The sequence below is a fragment of the Tardiphaga sp. GW821-FHT12E02 genome (assembly GCF_058807155.1).
In genome coordinates this window covers 4,461,652-4,478,008 of record NZ_JBXAQK010000001.1, presented here as the reverse complement: position 1 = coordinate 4,478,008, position 16,357 = coordinate 4,461,652, and the positions used below count along the sequence as shown (strand labels likewise).

Here is a 16,357-nt window from a genome sequence, read left to right as displayed (position 1 = left end):
AAAGACGCATCTGCGACGTCCAGTTCCAGGTGCCTGACAGATCCCGTTCCACGCCTCAGGTTCTTCTTCGCATAGTCGAACGGCTGCGCATTGAAGCGTCATGGATCGATGGCGATCTAGGGTTTCTTCGATCTGTGTCGCGGGTTTTCACCTAGAGATAATCGAGTTCTCTCTCCGTAACGTAACGTCACATCGCTGCATCGCTTGATCTCTAGTGCCACGAGCAAAACTTTACCAATCTTACAACATCGATCGATTGAGCCCATTTTTCTTTCGGAGATTTCGCTGTCGTTATCGGGAGAGAAACATGATCGGACTTTCCAGGGCAAAGACATCCCTCCTCAGTGTGTCGCTACTCACGGCAATTGGCGGCGTCGCGGCAACAGCTCAAGATTCCGGAAGTCGCCATATCGAGCAGGGGATCCAGGTCACTTTTGCGCGGGCGGCTGCGGACGTCTCTGATGTCCCGCAGGGGACCGTGATTACGAAGGAGTTTGCAAAGATCTTTGCGAAAGATGTCTATGTTTGGGGGTGGCCGATTGTGAATGCATTTCATCGTCGTGCCTCATTTGCGAACGCACCCGAGCCCGGCCTGAACGGTGGCATCCTCCCTGTCGCCCCGGTTGGATATGTGTCGATGCTCTCGGAATATATTGTGCCTGAGCAACGCTGGGTCGCTCATCCTAATCAGGATGTCGTCTATGGCTTCGGATTCGGCGCCGTGGACAAGGAGCCGGTCATTCTTCAAGTGCCCGATTTCGGCGATCGCTTCTGGGTCTATGCGATCTACGACGCTAGGAGCGATGAATTCTCCAGGCTCGGGAAGCAGTACGGCACCAAGCCCGGAAATTACTTGGTTGTCGGGCCCAACTGGAAGGGCGATGTTCCGGCCGGAGTTTCTGGCGTGCTCAGATCGCCAACCGATCTTGTAGCGATGGGGCCTCGCATCTTCAAAGACGACACCAAGGAAGATAGCGAGGCTATTCAGTCCGTTCTGAGCCAGGTGGCGATTTACCCGCTCAGCAAGTTCACGGGTGAGAAGAAGGTTACGGATTGGCGCAAGACGCCACATTTCCCCGTGAGCGAAACGGCCTCGAAGTCGGAGATCAAATGGGTCGATCCACAAACATTCTTCGATGAGTTGCCGGCGATCATCGAGCAGGTGCCGCCTCTCCCCGGAGAGGAGGGCCGCTACGCGATGATGAGAGCACTATTCGCGTCAGCCAATTCAGATCCAGAAATCAAGAACGCCATCAAACAAGCTGCCGTCGAAGCTGAAAAAGAGCTGGTAACGCCGCTGTTTAATTTTCAAACCAATGGGCGCACATATCCCGGCGGCTGGAACTCGCCGCCGCATGGCGCAGCGTGGGGGTTCGACTACGTCACACGTGCGGCCACCGCGAAGTCAAACATGTATGTGAACAAGCCGGATGAGACCAGGTACTTCTTTGTCCAGATTGACGGCGACGGAAAACGTCTCAATGGAAAGAACGAATACACGGTGACGTTTGCCAAGGGTAAAGAACCGCCGGCGAACGGCTTCTGGTCGTTGACCATGTACGACCCTCAGCACTTCTTCGCGGCCAACGCTACCAAGAGATATTCTGTTGGGACGAAGAATCTCAGAAAGATAGATTACAACGCGGACGGCTCGCTGACGATCTATGTTCAGAATAAGAGCCCTGGCAAGGAAAGGGAGGCCAATTGGCTGCCTGCGCCGGATAGCGAGTTCGAAATGACGATCCGTACCTATTGGCCAAAAGCTGAAGTCAATAGCGGGGAATGGACACCGCCACCTGTCAAGCGAGCAAAGTGAAACGATGTCTTGCTCCTTTATCAGGCGAGGAGCTCTGCTTCGTTAGATCTCCGCCGACCGACGATCGCGCATGATGCAGAGAGAAAAACTGGAGAAGATGATTGGGGCGCCAGTAATTCTGCCAAGGAGGCCGATATCTACGCAGCAGTTCTACCGTGCCCTGTGGTTTGCAACGGCGTTACATTGAATCTGGCGGAGTTCGACTCAGTCAACTGAGGATCATCGATAGAACACGTATCTCGGCTTGCTCGCGTCAGCAGTAAGGAGACGTTATGATCACCGACCTTCGCAGTGAAAATACATCCTTCAACCGTCGCAGCATATTGTTAGGCGGCACCATATTGGCCGCGTCGATGGCGATGGCCGGTTCACCCCAGCTCTCTGAGGCGCAACAGCGTCCATCAACACCGCCGACAGCAACAGCGCGCGCGACAGGCCGGCCGCCGAACATCCTTGTCATCTGGGGCGACGACATTGGCTGGCAGAATGTGTCCGCCTACGGAATGGGAACCATGGGATACTTTACACCCAACATCGACCGTATCGGTCAGGAGGGCATAAAGTTCAGCGATCACTATGGGCAACCCTCCTGCACCGCAGGTCGAGCGGCGTTCATCACCGGCCAATATCCGATCCGTTCCGGCAATGTCACAGTGGGGCAGCCCGGCGACACGCTTGGCCTTCAACCGGCATCGCCGTGCCTCGCCGAGGTGCTCAAGGCGGCCGGTTACGCCACGGGGCATTTCGGTAAGAGTCATCTCGGTGATCGCAACGAGCATCTGCCGACCAATCACGGGTTCGACGAATTTTTTGGAAATCTCTATCACCTCAATGTTTCCGAAGAGGACCAGCAGCGCGACTATCAGAATTTTGCGAAGAAATATTCGGGCAGCCTCGAGGCTTACGAGAAGAAATTTGGCGCGCGCGGCGTCGTCCACTCATGGGCTACGGATCGGGACGACCCAACTGTTGATCCGCGATTTGGCAAAGTGGGCAAGCAAAGGATCCAAGACACCGGTCCGCTGCACCAGGATCGCATGCACGATATCGACGCCGCCGAGACAATTCCTCTCGCCCTGGATTTCATGAAGAAGGCCAAAACGGACAACAAGCCGTTCTTCGTCTGGCTGAACGCCACGCGAATGCATCTTTATACGCGGTTGAACGACAAGTGGCGTTACGCGGCTGAAAATATCAGCTCTGAGGCCGATTATCACGGTTCGGGCATGATGCAGCACGACCATGACGTCGGTCTTGTGTTGGATTTCCTCAGAGAGCAGGGCATGGATGAGAACACCATCGTTTGGTACTCGACCGACAACGGCCCCGAGCATTCGTCTTGGCCCTACGGCGCCACGACGCCGTTTCGGGGTGAGAAGATGACAACCTTCGAAGGCGGTGTTCGTGTCATTTCTCTGCTGCGTTGGCCCGCGGCTATCAAGCCTGGCCAGGTCCTCAACGGCATCCAGTGCCACCAGGACATGTTCACGACACTGGCGGCTGCCGCTGGCGTGATCGACGCGCCTGAAAAAATCATGCGTGACAAGAAGCAATACATCGATGGCATCAACAATCTTGCATACTGGAAAGGTGAAGCAACCGGGTCGGTGCGAAATCACATTTTCCATTACACCGAGAGTAAGATGACGGCGATGCGCATGGGGCCCTGGAAATGGCATTTTTCGACCAGCGAAAATTACTACGACACCGTTGTCGGCCGCAGCAAGCCTTTACTGTTCAACCTTCGGATGGATCCATTTGAAAGCTACAGCACCGTCGATTCCTACGGTCACCTTCTCCAGAAGGTGTCATGGCTCGTGGCTCCCATGAAGGAAATGATGAACGATCATTTGAAAACACTAGCGGAGTTTCCGCCGGTGCAGGGAGGCAAGTCGTTCGACATGTCGAACGTTGTCGAGCAATTCCTGAGCAGAGGTCGGGATTAGGCGCTGGACCGCATAGTTCGCTTGAGTCCGTGGAGCGGCGCAGTCTGTCGGACTGCCGAACGCTGAATTGAAGCTCTGCCTCCATTGGCTCTTTGACCGAAGACGCTCTTCTTTCAAAGCGAAGGCACGAAGCCGATGATCAGAACATGCAAAGCGACCACGGTGGCACTCGGCGCAACAATTCTGGCAGCGAGCTGTAGCGTTGCCTTCGCGCAAGACACCTCAGTCCCTCCGCGCGGCCAGGCCGTATTGCCCTATGCCGAGCAGAAGTACCGGGGGAGTGTTGGGCCGACATATCTCGATTCCGACCCCGCACAATTTCCTGTGCCGCGAAATGCACCGAAAGGCGCGCCGAATGTCCTGCTGGTTTTGCTGGACGATGTCGGCTTCGGTCAGTTCTCGGTTTCTGGTGGCGGGGTGCCGTCCCCGAAGATGGAGGAACTGGCGAAAGAAGGTGTGCTCTTCAACCGCTTCCATACGACGGCGGTGTGTTCGCCGTCACGCGCAGCTCTTTTGACTGGTCGCAATCATCACGTTGCCGGTTCCGGTAACATCACGGAGGTCGCGACAGGGTATGACGGTTATACCGGAATCATTCCGAAGGATACGGCCACCGTCGCCGAGATCCTCCACCAGAACGGTTACATCACGGCGTGGTTCGGGAAGAACCACAATACGCCGATCTATGAAACGAGTCCGATGGGGCCGTTTGATCATTGGCCGAACGGTCTTGGCTTCGACTTCTTTTACGGCTTCATGGCCGGGGATACCAATCAGGTCCGGCCATACCTCTACCAGAACCAGACTGCACTCGGAACGCCGTCTGCCAGCCGTTACTACCTCAGCGAGGACCTGGCTGACCGGACGATCTCCTGGTTAAAGAATGCCGAGTCGGTCCAGCCCGACAAGCCATGGTTCATTTATTACGCACCCGCAGCCACACACGCGCCACATCAGGCACCCAAGGAACTGATCGAGCAGTTCAAGGGTAAATTCAGCATGGGCTGGGACGCCTATCGCCAGCAGACCTTCGACCGCCAGAAGGAGAAGGGCATCATTCCGAAGGATGCAATGCTGACTCCGCGACCCGCAAGTTTACCCGCCTGGGAGTCACTCAACACCGATCAGAAACGCCTCTATGAGCGCATGATGGAGGTCTTCGCCGCCTATGGCTATCACGTGGATCGCGAGGTCGGCCGGGTGCTCGACTACGTCAAGACGTTGCCCGACGCAGATAACACGATGATCGTCTACATCGTGGGGGACAACGGCTCATCGCCGGAGGGCGGCTTCGACGGAACGCTCAACGAAAATGCGTTCTTCAATGCGTATCTGATGTCCTATCGGGAAGTTCTCGGTCGGATCGACGAGATCGGTACGGAAATGCACTTCAATCATTTCCCGGCTGCGTGGGCACACGCGATGAACACACCCTTCAAGTGGACGAAACAGGTGGCAAGCCATCTCGGCGGCACGCGCAATCCGATGATTGTGAAGTGGCCCGCCAAGTTCAAGCACGGCGGCGAAATCCGATCGCAGTTTACCCATCTGATCGACGTGGTGCCGACAATCCTTACGGCGGCCGGGGTCGAGGAGCCGCGTATCGTGAATGGCACGGCACAGACTCCCATCCAGGGGCGTAGCTTCCTGGATGTGCTCAATAACGCAAAGGCACCGGAGATTCGCACGAGCCAATATTTTGAGATCTTCGTCAATCGCGGAATGTACAAGGATGGATGGTGGGCAGCGTCGCTGAGCTTTGAGCCCTGGCAAGCCGAGCGCGGCAAGTTCGATCCACTAACGGCGAAGTGGGAGCTCTACAATCTCAACGAAGACTTCACCCAGTCAAACGATCTGGCGCAAAAGAATCCTGAAAAGCTTGCCGAGATGACCGCGCTGTGGTGGGCAGAAGCTTCGGCCAACAAGGCCCTGCCTTTGGATTGGCGCGGTGCCGAGCGGTTCAGCGCCGAGCTGACGGGGAAACCCAATCTGGCGGCAGGGCGCACGAAATATATCTATTCGGGTCCGCTTGCAGGAATTCCTGAAGCGTCGGCGCCGGATCTGAAGAACAAGTCATTCACGATCTCGGCGAAGGTGGACATCAAGGAAGGCGACAGCGGCATGATTCTCACGCAAGGCGGCAACACAGGAGGCTGGGCGTTCTACCTGAAGGACGGAAAGCTCGCTGCCGCCCACAACTTTCTTGACGTGAAACATTTTATCGTGCGGAGCGAACAGGCGGTGTCAGCCGGCAAGCACGAAATCAAGATGGCGTTCAACTACGAGGGCGGAAAGGCAACGGGTAAGGGTGGAACGATTACCCTGTCCGTGGACGGCAGGACCGTGGGTTCCGGTAGAGTTGAGCAAACCACGCCGTTCAAATACTCGCTGTCGGAGAACCAGGACGTTGGCAGCGATAGCGGCACGCCGGTTGTCTACGACTACCAGGGCGCGTTCCCCTTCCAGGGACAACTCAACGAGGTCGTCGTGGAGTTGGGGAATTAACGAACAGCCGCAAGGAGCGCCCGATGGACTTTAAGCTTCAGATGTTCGGGCCGTTCCTGCACTGGCTGACATTGATCGTTCTCTGCATCATGCCGGTCGTGCTGGCTTATGTCATATACCGTCTGGGTAGTCTTCCCGGCGCCATCGCACGCTCACGCAATCATCCGCAAGCCGATGCCATCACTATCTGTGGCTGGATGGGCATTATCACGGTGGTGCTGTGGCCGCTGGCTCTGGTGTGGGCCTATTTGAATCCGGACAAGCGGCTGACCGGCGGTGCTGAGACGAATTCCAGAGATGCGGCGTTGGTCGCCAGACTGCATGAGGTTCGGCAGCGGCTCATCGCGCTCGAAGGTCGGCTGACGCAACCGTAGGCGGGAGGCTGGCATGCTTTGGGCCATTATAAGCTCGGTTGTCGTGATTTATATCTATCGGCAACAGGATGCAGAGAACGAAGTGCCATCTGCTGGCTCATCGGCAGATACGCTTGAGTCCGAGCTGGCCGCGTTGAGCGCTCAAGTCGCTGCGCTGGAAAGCAGGATCGCTGTCACGAATGATGGAGGCATCAAGCCATGATGGCAGCCATCTTCGGAGGGTATGCAGCGCTGATCTGGCTTGTATTTGCAAAACTCAAGCTGATCCGCCTCACGCTGCCGATTGCGATCGTGCTCGCCGCGGTTGGTCCCTCGTTCGCCTTCTATATCATTCTGTCGATGAACAATGATCATCCTTCATCGACGGACGCGCGTGTGTTCCAGAGCGTCGTCCAGATCGTGCCGCACATTACGGTGCCGGGCAGGGTTCAAAGCGTCGTGGTGCAAGCCAACACGCCTCTGACGAGTGGTGAGGTTCTGTTCACGATCGACCCCAGGCCATTCCAGTTCGAGGTCAATCGGCTGGAAGCTCTGGTTGCTGCTGCTACGCAGTCGGTCCCCCAGTTGAAGGCAGCGCTGGATCAGGCAACCTCAGGCGCTGATCGAGCAGGTGCCCAGTTGAGCCTGGCTCAAGCCGACTTCGATCGCCAGAATATTCTGTTTTCCAAGGGCGATATCGCGCAAGCCGCTCTCGATAGGTATCAGCGTAACCTGGAGGCGGCTCAAGAGGCGGTCACGGGTGCGAAGGCGGTCGAGACGAAAGCGCGGCTGGCCTATGAGTCGAATATTGGAGATGAGAACACCGCCGTAGCGCAGGCGCGCCAGCAGCTTGAGCAAGCAAAGTACAATCTGGATCAGGCGACCGTCCGGGCGCCCTGCGACGGCTATGTAACGAACCTGCAGCTCTTACCCGGAACGGTAGTCAGTGCCGCGGCGGCTGTCATGCCATTCGTTTGTAACCGTGATGAAAGCAATCGCGGCGTCGTGGTCGCGACCTTCATGCAGGGGCCGTATTTGGCGATCAGGCCCGGAGCTTACGCCGAGGTCGTCTTTCCGATGTATCCTGGTCAGATCTTCCCCGGCAAGGTGCTGACCACGATCGATCTCGCTTCAGAAGGCCAGCTCACCGCGACAGGCTTGTTCCCTGGGATCGATACTCCACACAACGCGCGCTTTGCGGTCCGTATCAAGCTGGATGGTGGCGACGACCTGAGATTGCCGGCAGGCACGCAGGGGAGTGCGGCTGTGTTCAGCGGCAACGTACAGATTGCGGGCGTCATCAGGATGGCCGTCATGCGTGCCAATAGCTGGCTCAACTATCTGTTCTTTACGTCCTAGCGACATTCAGACGCGTCGGGTCCGCTCCGTTGGAGTAGGCATTAAGATAAGGCCAGCATCGCGGTGGCTTCTGGATTCCGGCAACGCATCGGCCTGGTTCGCGGGAGGGATCGAAACCGTGATCCAGGCCATGTCATTCGTCGTGCGGGCTCTTGCCCTCATGAGGTGGATGTCCCTGCCGTTCCCAGCAGGAGGTCTCGCAGATGCTGCCACCTTCAACGACGTAGTCTCGCGCCCCACGATGCGTGTCGCGCACGGGATGCGCCGTGAGACGTTGATCTTGAATTCCGTGCTCCGTTGCCGGCCGACTAATGCTGGCCGATCGCGCGGCGTTGCGTCGTTATCAGCCTCATCTCAGGGTTTCCGTCTGGACAATCACGGGATTTTCCCGATGGAGAGAACGACATCGTTTAAGCACACTCGGCCCAAAAGAAGGGCTCGGGAGTGCGGTTCGATGCAAATAGGCGCGCTTATTGCAGGTGAGCCACGGCAATTGACCGATCGCTCCGGATTCAGCACGCGCGGAAGCGGTCATAGGCAGGCCACTGACACCATTGAGCGACGCGGGCGTCGCGCGTCGCACGACCCGCCGTGCGTCGCCGCCGGTGCCGCTGCCGCAACGGCGCCTGCCGTGGTGGCTCGGGCCTGCGTTCAGGCTGTGGACGCCTACGGAAGAATCCACTGGCGGTGCCCTTGAAGCCCAGGATTTAACCCTCGCCTCGACATGGTTGGCGTGCCGTGCGCAGCAATAGCGTCGAACCGACAGATGACGTTGGACCGGTCCTGAGTATCGGTTTCCGGACGTCGATCATTACCCTGTTCGTCGGAATATTGCTCTTCGTCGGATTGTCGCTGGTGTATCTCAGTTTCAGGCGCGCAACTGTCATCACAGAAGCCGCTGCGGCTCGTCTGCTGGAGCGAGTCGCGGAGCATGCTGCGGATCGGATCGACGCCCAATTCAAGGATGTCCACGACAGTCTTGAAGTGCTGAAGCAATTGCCGTCCATTCAGTCGGCCAATATCGCCGACAACGGCCCTCTCTACGCGCTGATGGCGGCGATGCTTCGAAGCAATGTGCATTTGTACAATGCTTATGTGGGGTACGACGACGGTGCATTTCTCCAGATGGATGTCATCGATCGCGCTGGTCCGGCTTACCGAAACCGTCTTGGTGCACCCGAGAATGCCACGTTCCGACTTCTGAGCATTGCGCCGTCTTGGGGCCCCGAAGGTTTCCGGAAGGCCGACATCAGCTTCCTGTCCGATGACCTTGTCAGGTTAGCCAGCATGTCGGCGCTGTCGGATTTCGATCCACGTACACGACCGTGGTTTGTCGGAGCGGCGGCGGCCGGTGCGGGCATCCTCACCGATCCCTATATATTCCACGCCACGGGGCTTCCCGGCTACACAGTCAGGGCGGCGATCGGTGGTGGACGAAAAGGCGTTGTTGCCGGCGATGTCATGCTCGGGGAAGCGGAGGATCTGCTTCGTCGTCAGCAACTGGGAGCTTCCGGTCGTGCGTTACTCTTCGACCGCGAGGAGCGGGTTATCGCCTATCCGGGACTTGGCGAACGGGTCGCAGCGCAGGGAGCAGCATCGTCGGGCGTGGAATTGCCGACATTGGCGGACGTCGATCGGACCGGAATCGCGCCTGCCGTCAAGGCCTGGGAACGTGGCGGGTCGGCGCAGCAGGTCTTCCGTGGTTTCGACGGACGGATGTATGCCGCCGCATTTCAATCGATCAAAACAGCCAGTTCGGCCAATCTGCGACTGGTCGTACTGGCCCCGCTAGAAGAATTTTTCTCTGATATTGAACGCGAGAAACGGTTGTTGTTTCTCATTACGCTGGCATTCGTTCTTGGCTTGATCCCATTTGCGTTCTGGATCGGCTCCAAGATGTCGCAACGTCTTCATGATCTGGCCGATGAAACGGATCGCATTCGGCATTTCGACGTGGCAGATCGCGCGCGTCAGCGCTCCGTGATCCGCGAGATCGACGATCTCGGTCGCTCGGTGCATATGCTCCGGTCGGTCGTGCAAACGTTCTCCCGCTTCGTGCCACGCCGCTTGGTCCAGCAGCTGGTAGAATCACAAACGTCGCTCACGCTTGGCGGAACGAGGCGCGAGGTCACCGTTCTTTTTACAGATGTCGAGAATTTCACGGCGATTGCGGAGCGCGCTGATCCTGAGCAGGTGATGATTTATACGTCACGCTATTTCGCTGCATTGTCGCATGCGATCATGATGAGCGGAGGTGTGGTCGACAAATTTATCGGCGACGCCGTAATGGCCATATGGAATGCGCCAAATGACGATGCAGATCATGTACGCAACGCCTGCGAAGCGGTGATGCATTGTCTTGACGCAAATCATGATCTGAATGGAGCTTTCTTACACGAAGGGTGGCCCGTCTACCGCACGCGTTTCGGCCTGCATGTTGGTGACGCCTTGGTTGGCAACATCGGATCAGCCGACCGCATGAATTTTACGGCGCTCGGCGCCACTGTGAATCTCGCCGCGCGGCTCGAGTCGTTGAACAAGGTCTATGGCACGACCGTGCTGGTCACGGAAAACATTCGGGATGTCGCCGATGAGTTTTTCGTTTTCCGGTGTGTGGACCGTGTGCGGCCCAAAGGGTTCGACCAGTCTTTCAGGATTTTTGAATTGCGTTGTCGCCGCGGTTTGCACACGCGAACGGAAGCAGAGTTCTGCAGAAGATGGAATGTCATTCTGGAAAGATGCCAAAATTGCGACGAAATAGAATCGTTATCGCTCATCGAGGGATTTCTCGACTGCTATCCCGATGACCGCATCGCGTCATGTCATGCAGCCAGACTCCGCGGACAATTGAGATTGGAGGCGGAGGACACTCGCTAGGTACATAACGCGTGCTTATCGAGGACGAACAGAAATCTGCTGAGGGATTGCAAAATTCGCTTACGATTTCGTCTGGATCGGATTACCATTCAATCGGGAGATGCATTCAGTCAAGTCGCACGTCGGTCGATGAAACGTTGAAACAAGTTCAGCGCAAAACATCGAAAAAGGGGGCGAAATGAACGAGACCCTTTCGCACAGATACGGACAGTTCGACGGCACGAGCGATGCCGATTTTCGTGCCGTACTCGATCAAATCTCCGATTGTTATCTGACGGTGGAATCTGATTTCCGAATTTCAGCAATTAATGCGGCCGCCGCTCAATGGGTCGGCGTAGTCATTGAGAACGTGCTTGGCAAATATGTATTCGATGTCTTTGCCAACACAGATGCGGCAGATCGATCCGCTCTAATCGATCTAGTGGAGGGGCGACAAAAGCGGAGGGTTGAAATCTTCAGTAAGAGCCACCCTGGCCGTTGGGTCGAAGCGGACTTCGTGCCGACTGACCGCGGGACGACGATCCTCTTTCGCGACGTGACCGAGAGAAAAGCTGCCGAGCTCGCAGGAGAAAAAGCCAGAGATCTCCTGATTTCGGCTCTCGACGCCACATCTTCAGAAATCGCCATATTAGACGAGGACGGCCGCGTCTTGGTGGCGAACCGGGCTTGGCATCGCTTCATCTCGCTCGCCAACGGATTTCTTCCGGACAACGGCATCGGTGAACGCTATCTCGATATTCGATGTCTCCATCCTGTCCGAAGCCAACTAAGCGCCTTCCGAGTCGGTATCAAATCTGTGCTTGCCGGGGATACGCCGGAGTTCGGCCTGAACTTCAAAACAGCAATTAATCGCTCCTACCGCAACTATCGCCTACGCGCGTCTCGGATGGACTCGCGGAGCTGGCGACGTACGCTCGTCTCGCGGGACGATGTAACTGAGCTTGAGACTGCGCTCCACGAAATGGACAATCTTGCGGTCCGCTTGGTCAATCTGCAGGAACAGGAGCGTCAGCGCTACGCTGCCGAACTGCATGATTCCACGGTACAGCATCTGACGGCGGCGAGCCTTAACTTGATGTCGCTGCGCGACAGAATGAGGTCGAGAGAGCTGGATTCCATCGTATCGGCGGTCGAGCAATCGGTGTCGGAGGCGCAGCGCGAAATCAGTCGGTTAGCTATCTGCTCTACCCTCGGGCTCTCGACGAAGATGGTCTAAGGCCGACATTGTCACGTTTCGTTTCGGGCTATTCTGAACGCACCGGCATCGAGACGACATTGCGCATGTCCGGAACCCTCGATGGCCTATCTATCAGTCTGAAGCGCACGATCTTGCGGATCGTGCAGGAAGCCATGGCGAATGTTCATCGGCATGCTCATGCCAACACGGTGCATATTGGCATTAAACTCGATGCAAAACGCATCCTGTTGGGCGTTGCTGATGACGGCGCGGGGATTGCGCGCGATGGTGATGGGACGTTGATGAAAACCGGTGTGGGCATTTCCGGAATGCGCGCCCGCACGCACCAATTCGGAGGGGGATTCAGTATCCGGTCATCTAGCAGGGGCACGATGGTATTTGTTCGCATTCCACTTCCGTTAGCAAACGCCATAATGCCAGCAGCGTAGGACCACGGTTGCGATTTCGGGGTACCGGGGCTTTGTTCTAGGGTTTCCACGAATAGGGGGAACGTTTTGAACACGCTATTTTCCAATCTTTCGCGGCCTAAGACGGAGGTCAGTGTGGTCAATGGCCCGACAGCGGTTCGTATCCTGATCGCTGATGACCACGACGTCGTCCGTTCTGGTCTCCGCTCGATCGTGGAGCTTCGTGCCGGATGGCAAGTGGTCGGTGAAGCGGGGGATGGCAAGGCTGCGCTCACCATGGCGCTGGCGCTGAAGCCTGATATTTTGATTACGGATTATTCTATCCCACTCATGAACGGCGTCGAGGTTACCCGTCAGGTTCGGCAACGCCTCGATCGGACGGAAGTGCTGATGTTTACGATGCACGATACTGATGAGATCATCACCCAGGCGTTGGCGGCGGGTGCGAAAGCCTTTCTTCTCAAAAGCGATGCGAAGCAATATTTGGTGTCCGCGATCGAAGCGTTGGCAAACCGCAAGCCGTTCTTCACAGGAAAACTCTCAGAACGCATGCTTCACTCCTATCTGGCGAAGGAGACGGAGAGGGTGATACCGCTGTTGACGCCGCGAGAACGCATGGTCGTTCAATTGATTGCGGAAGGAAACAGCAACAAGCAGATTAGTTCGCTGTTGAATGTCAGTATAAAAACCGTGGAATCTCAGCGCTCGGCTGCGATGAAGAAGATCGATGCGACCTCGACTGCGGGTTTAGTGCGCTACGCCATTCGGAATAAGCTCATTGAACCTTAGGTCTGTTACTCGAACGTGACGACCGTTCCATCGATAGGGTTTTCCCTGATAGACGGCCTCGATTGGCTTCTGCAGTCTGCCGGAGCAGCAGGCCCACAAAAGCGTCTTCCGCCTGCGATCCGGGCCATCGTTGTCCGCGGAGCGCCATATGACGATCGGTGTCATCGACGAGAAAAATGCGCCAAACTTTCCCTTTCGGCATGACATGGTTTGGATACCCGGCGGGGCATTCCGGATGGGATCTAACTATCATTATCCCGAGGAGGCGCCCGTTCATCGCGTACGCGTTGACGGCTTCTGGATCGAGCGGACGCCTGTAACAAATTGTGAATTTGCGAAATTCGTAGCGGCAACGGGGCACGTCACCGTTGCCGAGGTCGTCCCGGACGCTTCCGACTATCCTGGCGCATTGCCGGAAATGCTTTATGCGGGCTCGCTGGTCTTCCGGAGGACGACATCGATATCCGACCTTGGTGACTGGATCCAATGGTGGTCCTTTATGCAGGGCGCTGATTGGAAACATCCCTACGGGCAGGGAAGCAGCATTGATGGCCTTGAAAATCGTCCGATCGTCCATATGGCCTTTGCCGACGCGCAGGCCTATGCCGCTTGGCGCGGGCGCGATTTGCCAACCGAGGCCGAATGGGAATTCGCGGCGCGTGGCAGTCTGGATGGAGCCGAATTTGCGTGGGGCAGCGAGTTCACGCCTGCCGGTCGCCACATGGCGAATACCTGGCAAGGAGATTTTCCGAGCGTAAACTTGGCGTCCGACGGATTCGATCGAACCTCCCCGGTGAACGCATTTCCGCCAAATGGCTACGGCGTCCACGACATGATCGGCAATGTCTGGGAGTGGACCTTGGATTGGTACAGCGCGCGTCACATCGATGAGGTTGCCAAGGCATGCTGCGTTCCTTCTAATCCGAGAGGAGGGACGCAGTCCGGAAGCTACGACATGCGTCAACCTGCGATCCGCATCCCGCGCAAGGTCCTCAAGGGAGGATCCCATCTTTGCGCACCGATTTACTGTCGGCGCTATCGTCCTGCTGCTCGTCATGCGGAGCCGATCGACACGTCTACCTGTCACGTCGGGTTCAGGTGCGTCGAGCGCTCGCCGAGCCACTCAGCCAGCCAGTAGTTTTGATGAGATATCGTTCGTCGGAAGTATCGATTGAGTGAGAGCGGTGCATGCAACCGCGGACCCGAGCTGATGCTTGGCACTTGCGGTCTGGACTGGCCGGAGCCATTCACCAGCCGAAGGTCGAGGATGCCGATGACGGCGGCTCGCTTCGGAAGTTTGTGTCGTGAATGTACGTCCCGAATCGAGAGGGGAGTGCGTTTCAGTTCAGATACAAAACGTATCGAAGTGTCCTGCGGCGGACATTTACAGTAGCGATTTTATACAGGTCTGAGCTGCTATGGCCTGATACCATTGCTCTTTGCACAGTCCATGTAAACTCCTGTACGTTGCGTCATGACGCTCGTCGTGCCGAGGCCATTGTCAGGATAGGCCGCCTGTGCCTTGGCGATGCATTTTTCGCGGATGGAATAGGTGTTGTGGGCGCTTGCCTTCTTCCCACCCTGTTGCGCATGGCCTGGTGCCGCCAGCGCGAATGTGATCAAGGCCGTGATACCGGCCGCAGCCAGTTGGTGTCGAGTAGGAACACTGATGCGCATGTTTTGCTCCAGATTGCTCGTGAATAGCGTTGGGATCGTCGCTGACCATCCTCGAGTAATCCATCGGGAGAAACCCTGTATCTGTTCGTCGTTCTCCTGAAACGCTATTTACGGACTAATCCACGCCCAGGCCCACGCCATCGACAGCGCACGACCAATGACGGCTCATGGCGCAAAGCAGACATTCCCAAGAGACTGCGTTACGACAACATTCATGACAGCAACTGCCGTGCGATGATCAGCCGATGGATCTGATTTGTCCCCTCAAAAATCTGATTAATCTTGGCGTCTCGCATGAAACGCTCGACCGGAAGATCGCGCATGTACCCGGCACCCCCAAAGATCTGCACGGCGTCGGTCGTCACTTTCATGGCCATGTCGCTGGCGAAACATTTTGCCATCGACGCTCTCGCTGAGAAGTCACGGAAATCGGCTTCTGTCGGAAAGCCGAGATCGGCGATCCGTGCGCATTCATAAACCAGGCATCGCGCGGCCTCGACCTGCATGGCCATATCCGCGAGCATGAACTGCATGCCCTGGAATTCGGCGATCGATTTGCCGAACTGCCTACGTTCCTTGGCATAGGTAATCGCGAGATCAAGCGCGCCCTGCGCGAGTCCGACTGCAACGGCGCCGATGGTCGGCCGGTTGAGGTCGAGGATGCGCATGCAGATCTTGAAGCCTTCACCCTCCGCGCCAATCCTGTTTTCGGGGGGGACGCGCACATTGTCGAAATGGATTGGCGCGTTTGGAATACCGTTGAGGCCGAGCTTGCGTTCGCTCTTGCCGACGCTGAAGCCGGCAGTCTTGGTATCGACAATGAAGGCACTGATATTGTGGGTGCCGTCGCCGTCATCGCCGGTCTTGGCGAACACCGTGATGTAGTCGGCAACGGGTGCGAAGGTGATGTAGCATTTCTCGCCATTCAGCACATAGTTGCCGTCGCTGTCGCGTGTGGCACGCGTGCGCATGCTGCCGACATCGGAGCCTGATTGCGGCTCCGTGATAGCCACCGCGGTGAGCATGCGGCCCTTGGCGACTTCCGGAAAAAATCGCTGGCGTTGTTCCTCATTGCCGAAATGCATCAGCGGCACGATCATGCCGATGCCGTTCTGTCCGGAGATCAGCGCGACCGATTCCGAGACCTTCGCCAGTTCTTCGGCGGCGAGGCAGACGGTGGTGAGGTTGGCGCCGGGGCCGCCATATTCTTCGGGCAGCCTGAGCTGAAGCAGGCCGAGATCGCCGAATTTCGGCACCAGTTCGCTCGGAAAACGGTCGTCGCGGTCGATCGCATTCGCGATCGGTGCGACGTCCCTGGCAATGAAACGCCTTAACGTATCGCGAAAACTCTGCTGGTCGTCGCTCAACAACATGATGTCGCACTCCGGTTGGCGAAATAGGTGCAATGACGTGCGTCTTGCACGTCATTG

The 16,357-nt window shown here is 56.9% G+C and carries 13 protein-coding genes; 11 read left to right on the top strand and 2 right to left on the bottom strand.

The genetic code is table 11. The features are described 5' to 3' along the window. Window positions 1–307: 307 nt before the first annotated feature. From AC1RQ5_RS21290 to AC1RQ5_RS21240, 11 genes are all read left to right on the top strand, one after another. Entirely contained in the window at window positions 308–1,816 is a 1,509-nt protein-coding gene (locus AC1RQ5_RS21290; RefSeq protein WP_493201595.1) for a DUF1254 domain-containing protein, read from the top strand. Between the two features lie 272 nt (window positions 1,817–2,088). After that, window positions 2,089–3,762 carry an arylsulfatase gene (locus AC1RQ5_RS21285; RefSeq protein ID WP_493201593.1) on the top strand — a complete coding sequence of 558 codons (1,674 nt, stop codon included), beginning with the start codon at window positions 2,089–2,091 and terminating at the stop codon, window positions 3,760–3,762. Window positions 3,763–3,924: 162 nt separating this feature from the next. After that, on the top strand, window positions 3,925–6,267 hold the full coding sequence (locus AC1RQ5_RS21280) for an arylsulfatase (protein WP_493201591.1): 2,343 nt from the start codon (window positions 3,925–3,927) through the stop codon (window positions 6,265–6,267). 23 nt (window positions 6,268–6,290) lie between these two features. Further along, on the top strand, window positions 6,291–6,641 hold the full coding sequence (locus AC1RQ5_RS21275) for a DUF3302 domain-containing protein (RefSeq protein ID WP_493201589.1): 351 nt from the start codon (window positions 6,291–6,293) through the stop codon (window positions 6,639–6,641). A gap of 13 nt (window positions 6,642–6,654) precedes the next feature. Continuing rightward, window positions 6,655–6,843 (top strand): hypothetical protein, encoded by a 189-nt coding sequence (locus AC1RQ5_RS21270; protein WP_493201587.1) that lies wholly within the window; start codon window positions 6,655–6,657, stop codon window positions 6,841–6,843. After that, on the top strand, window positions 6,840–7,979 hold the full coding sequence (locus AC1RQ5_RS21265; protein WP_493201586.1) for an HlyD family secretion protein: 1,140 nt from the start codon (window positions 6,840–6,842) through the stop codon (window positions 7,977–7,979). Before AC1RQ5_RS21270 ends, AC1RQ5_RS21265 begins: the two co-directional genes overlap by 4 nt. 738 nt (window positions 7,980–8,717) lie before the next feature. Next, on the top strand, window positions 8,718–10,856 hold the full coding sequence (locus tag AC1RQ5_RS21260) for an adenylate/guanylate cyclase domain-containing protein (protein ID WP_493201585.1): 2,139 nt from the start codon (window positions 8,718–8,720) through the stop codon (window positions 10,854–10,856). A 178-nt stretch (window positions 10,857–11,034) separates the two neighbouring features. Beyond that, window positions 11,035–12,072, top strand: a complete 1,038-nt coding sequence (locus AC1RQ5_RS21255) for a PAS domain-containing protein (protein ID WP_493201583.1) — start codon at window positions 11,035–11,037, stop codon at window positions 12,070–12,072. 8 nt (window positions 12,073–12,080) lie between these two features. After that, a complete protein-coding gene (locus AC1RQ5_RS21250; protein ID WP_493201581.1) occupies window positions 12,081–12,482 on the top strand; it encodes a sensor histidine kinase in 402 nt (133 codons plus the stop codon). A 66-nt stretch (window positions 12,483–12,548) separates the two neighbouring features. After that, window positions 12,549–13,250 carry a response regulator gene (locus tag AC1RQ5_RS21245; RefSeq protein ID WP_493201579.1) on the top strand — a complete coding sequence of 234 codons (702 nt, stop codon included), beginning with the start codon at window positions 12,549–12,551 and terminating at the stop codon, window positions 13,248–13,250. Window positions 13,251–13,398: 148 nt separating this feature from the next. Beyond that, complete coding sequence (locus AC1RQ5_RS21240) at window positions 13,399–14,388, top strand: formylglycine-generating enzyme family protein (RefSeq protein WP_493201577.1); 990 nt, start codon at window positions 13,399–13,401, stop codon at window positions 14,386–14,388. 278 nt (window positions 14,389–14,666) lie between these two features. On the opposite strand, the gene AC1RQ5_RS21235 is transcribed toward AC1RQ5_RS21240, so the two are convergent. Both AC1RQ5_RS21235 and AC1RQ5_RS21230 read right to left on the bottom strand, forming a co-directional pair. Then, entirely contained in the window at window positions 14,667–14,927 is a 261-nt protein-coding gene (locus AC1RQ5_RS21235; protein WP_493201575.1) for a hypothetical protein, read from the bottom strand. A gap of 212 nt (window positions 14,928–15,139) precedes the next feature. Next, window positions 15,140–16,300 carry an acyl-CoA dehydrogenase family protein gene (locus AC1RQ5_RS21230; protein ID WP_493201573.1) on the bottom strand — a complete coding sequence of 387 codons (1,161 nt, stop codon included), beginning with the start codon at window positions 16,298–16,300 and terminating at the stop codon, window positions 15,140–15,142. Window positions 16,301–16,357: the final 57 nt, after the last annotated feature.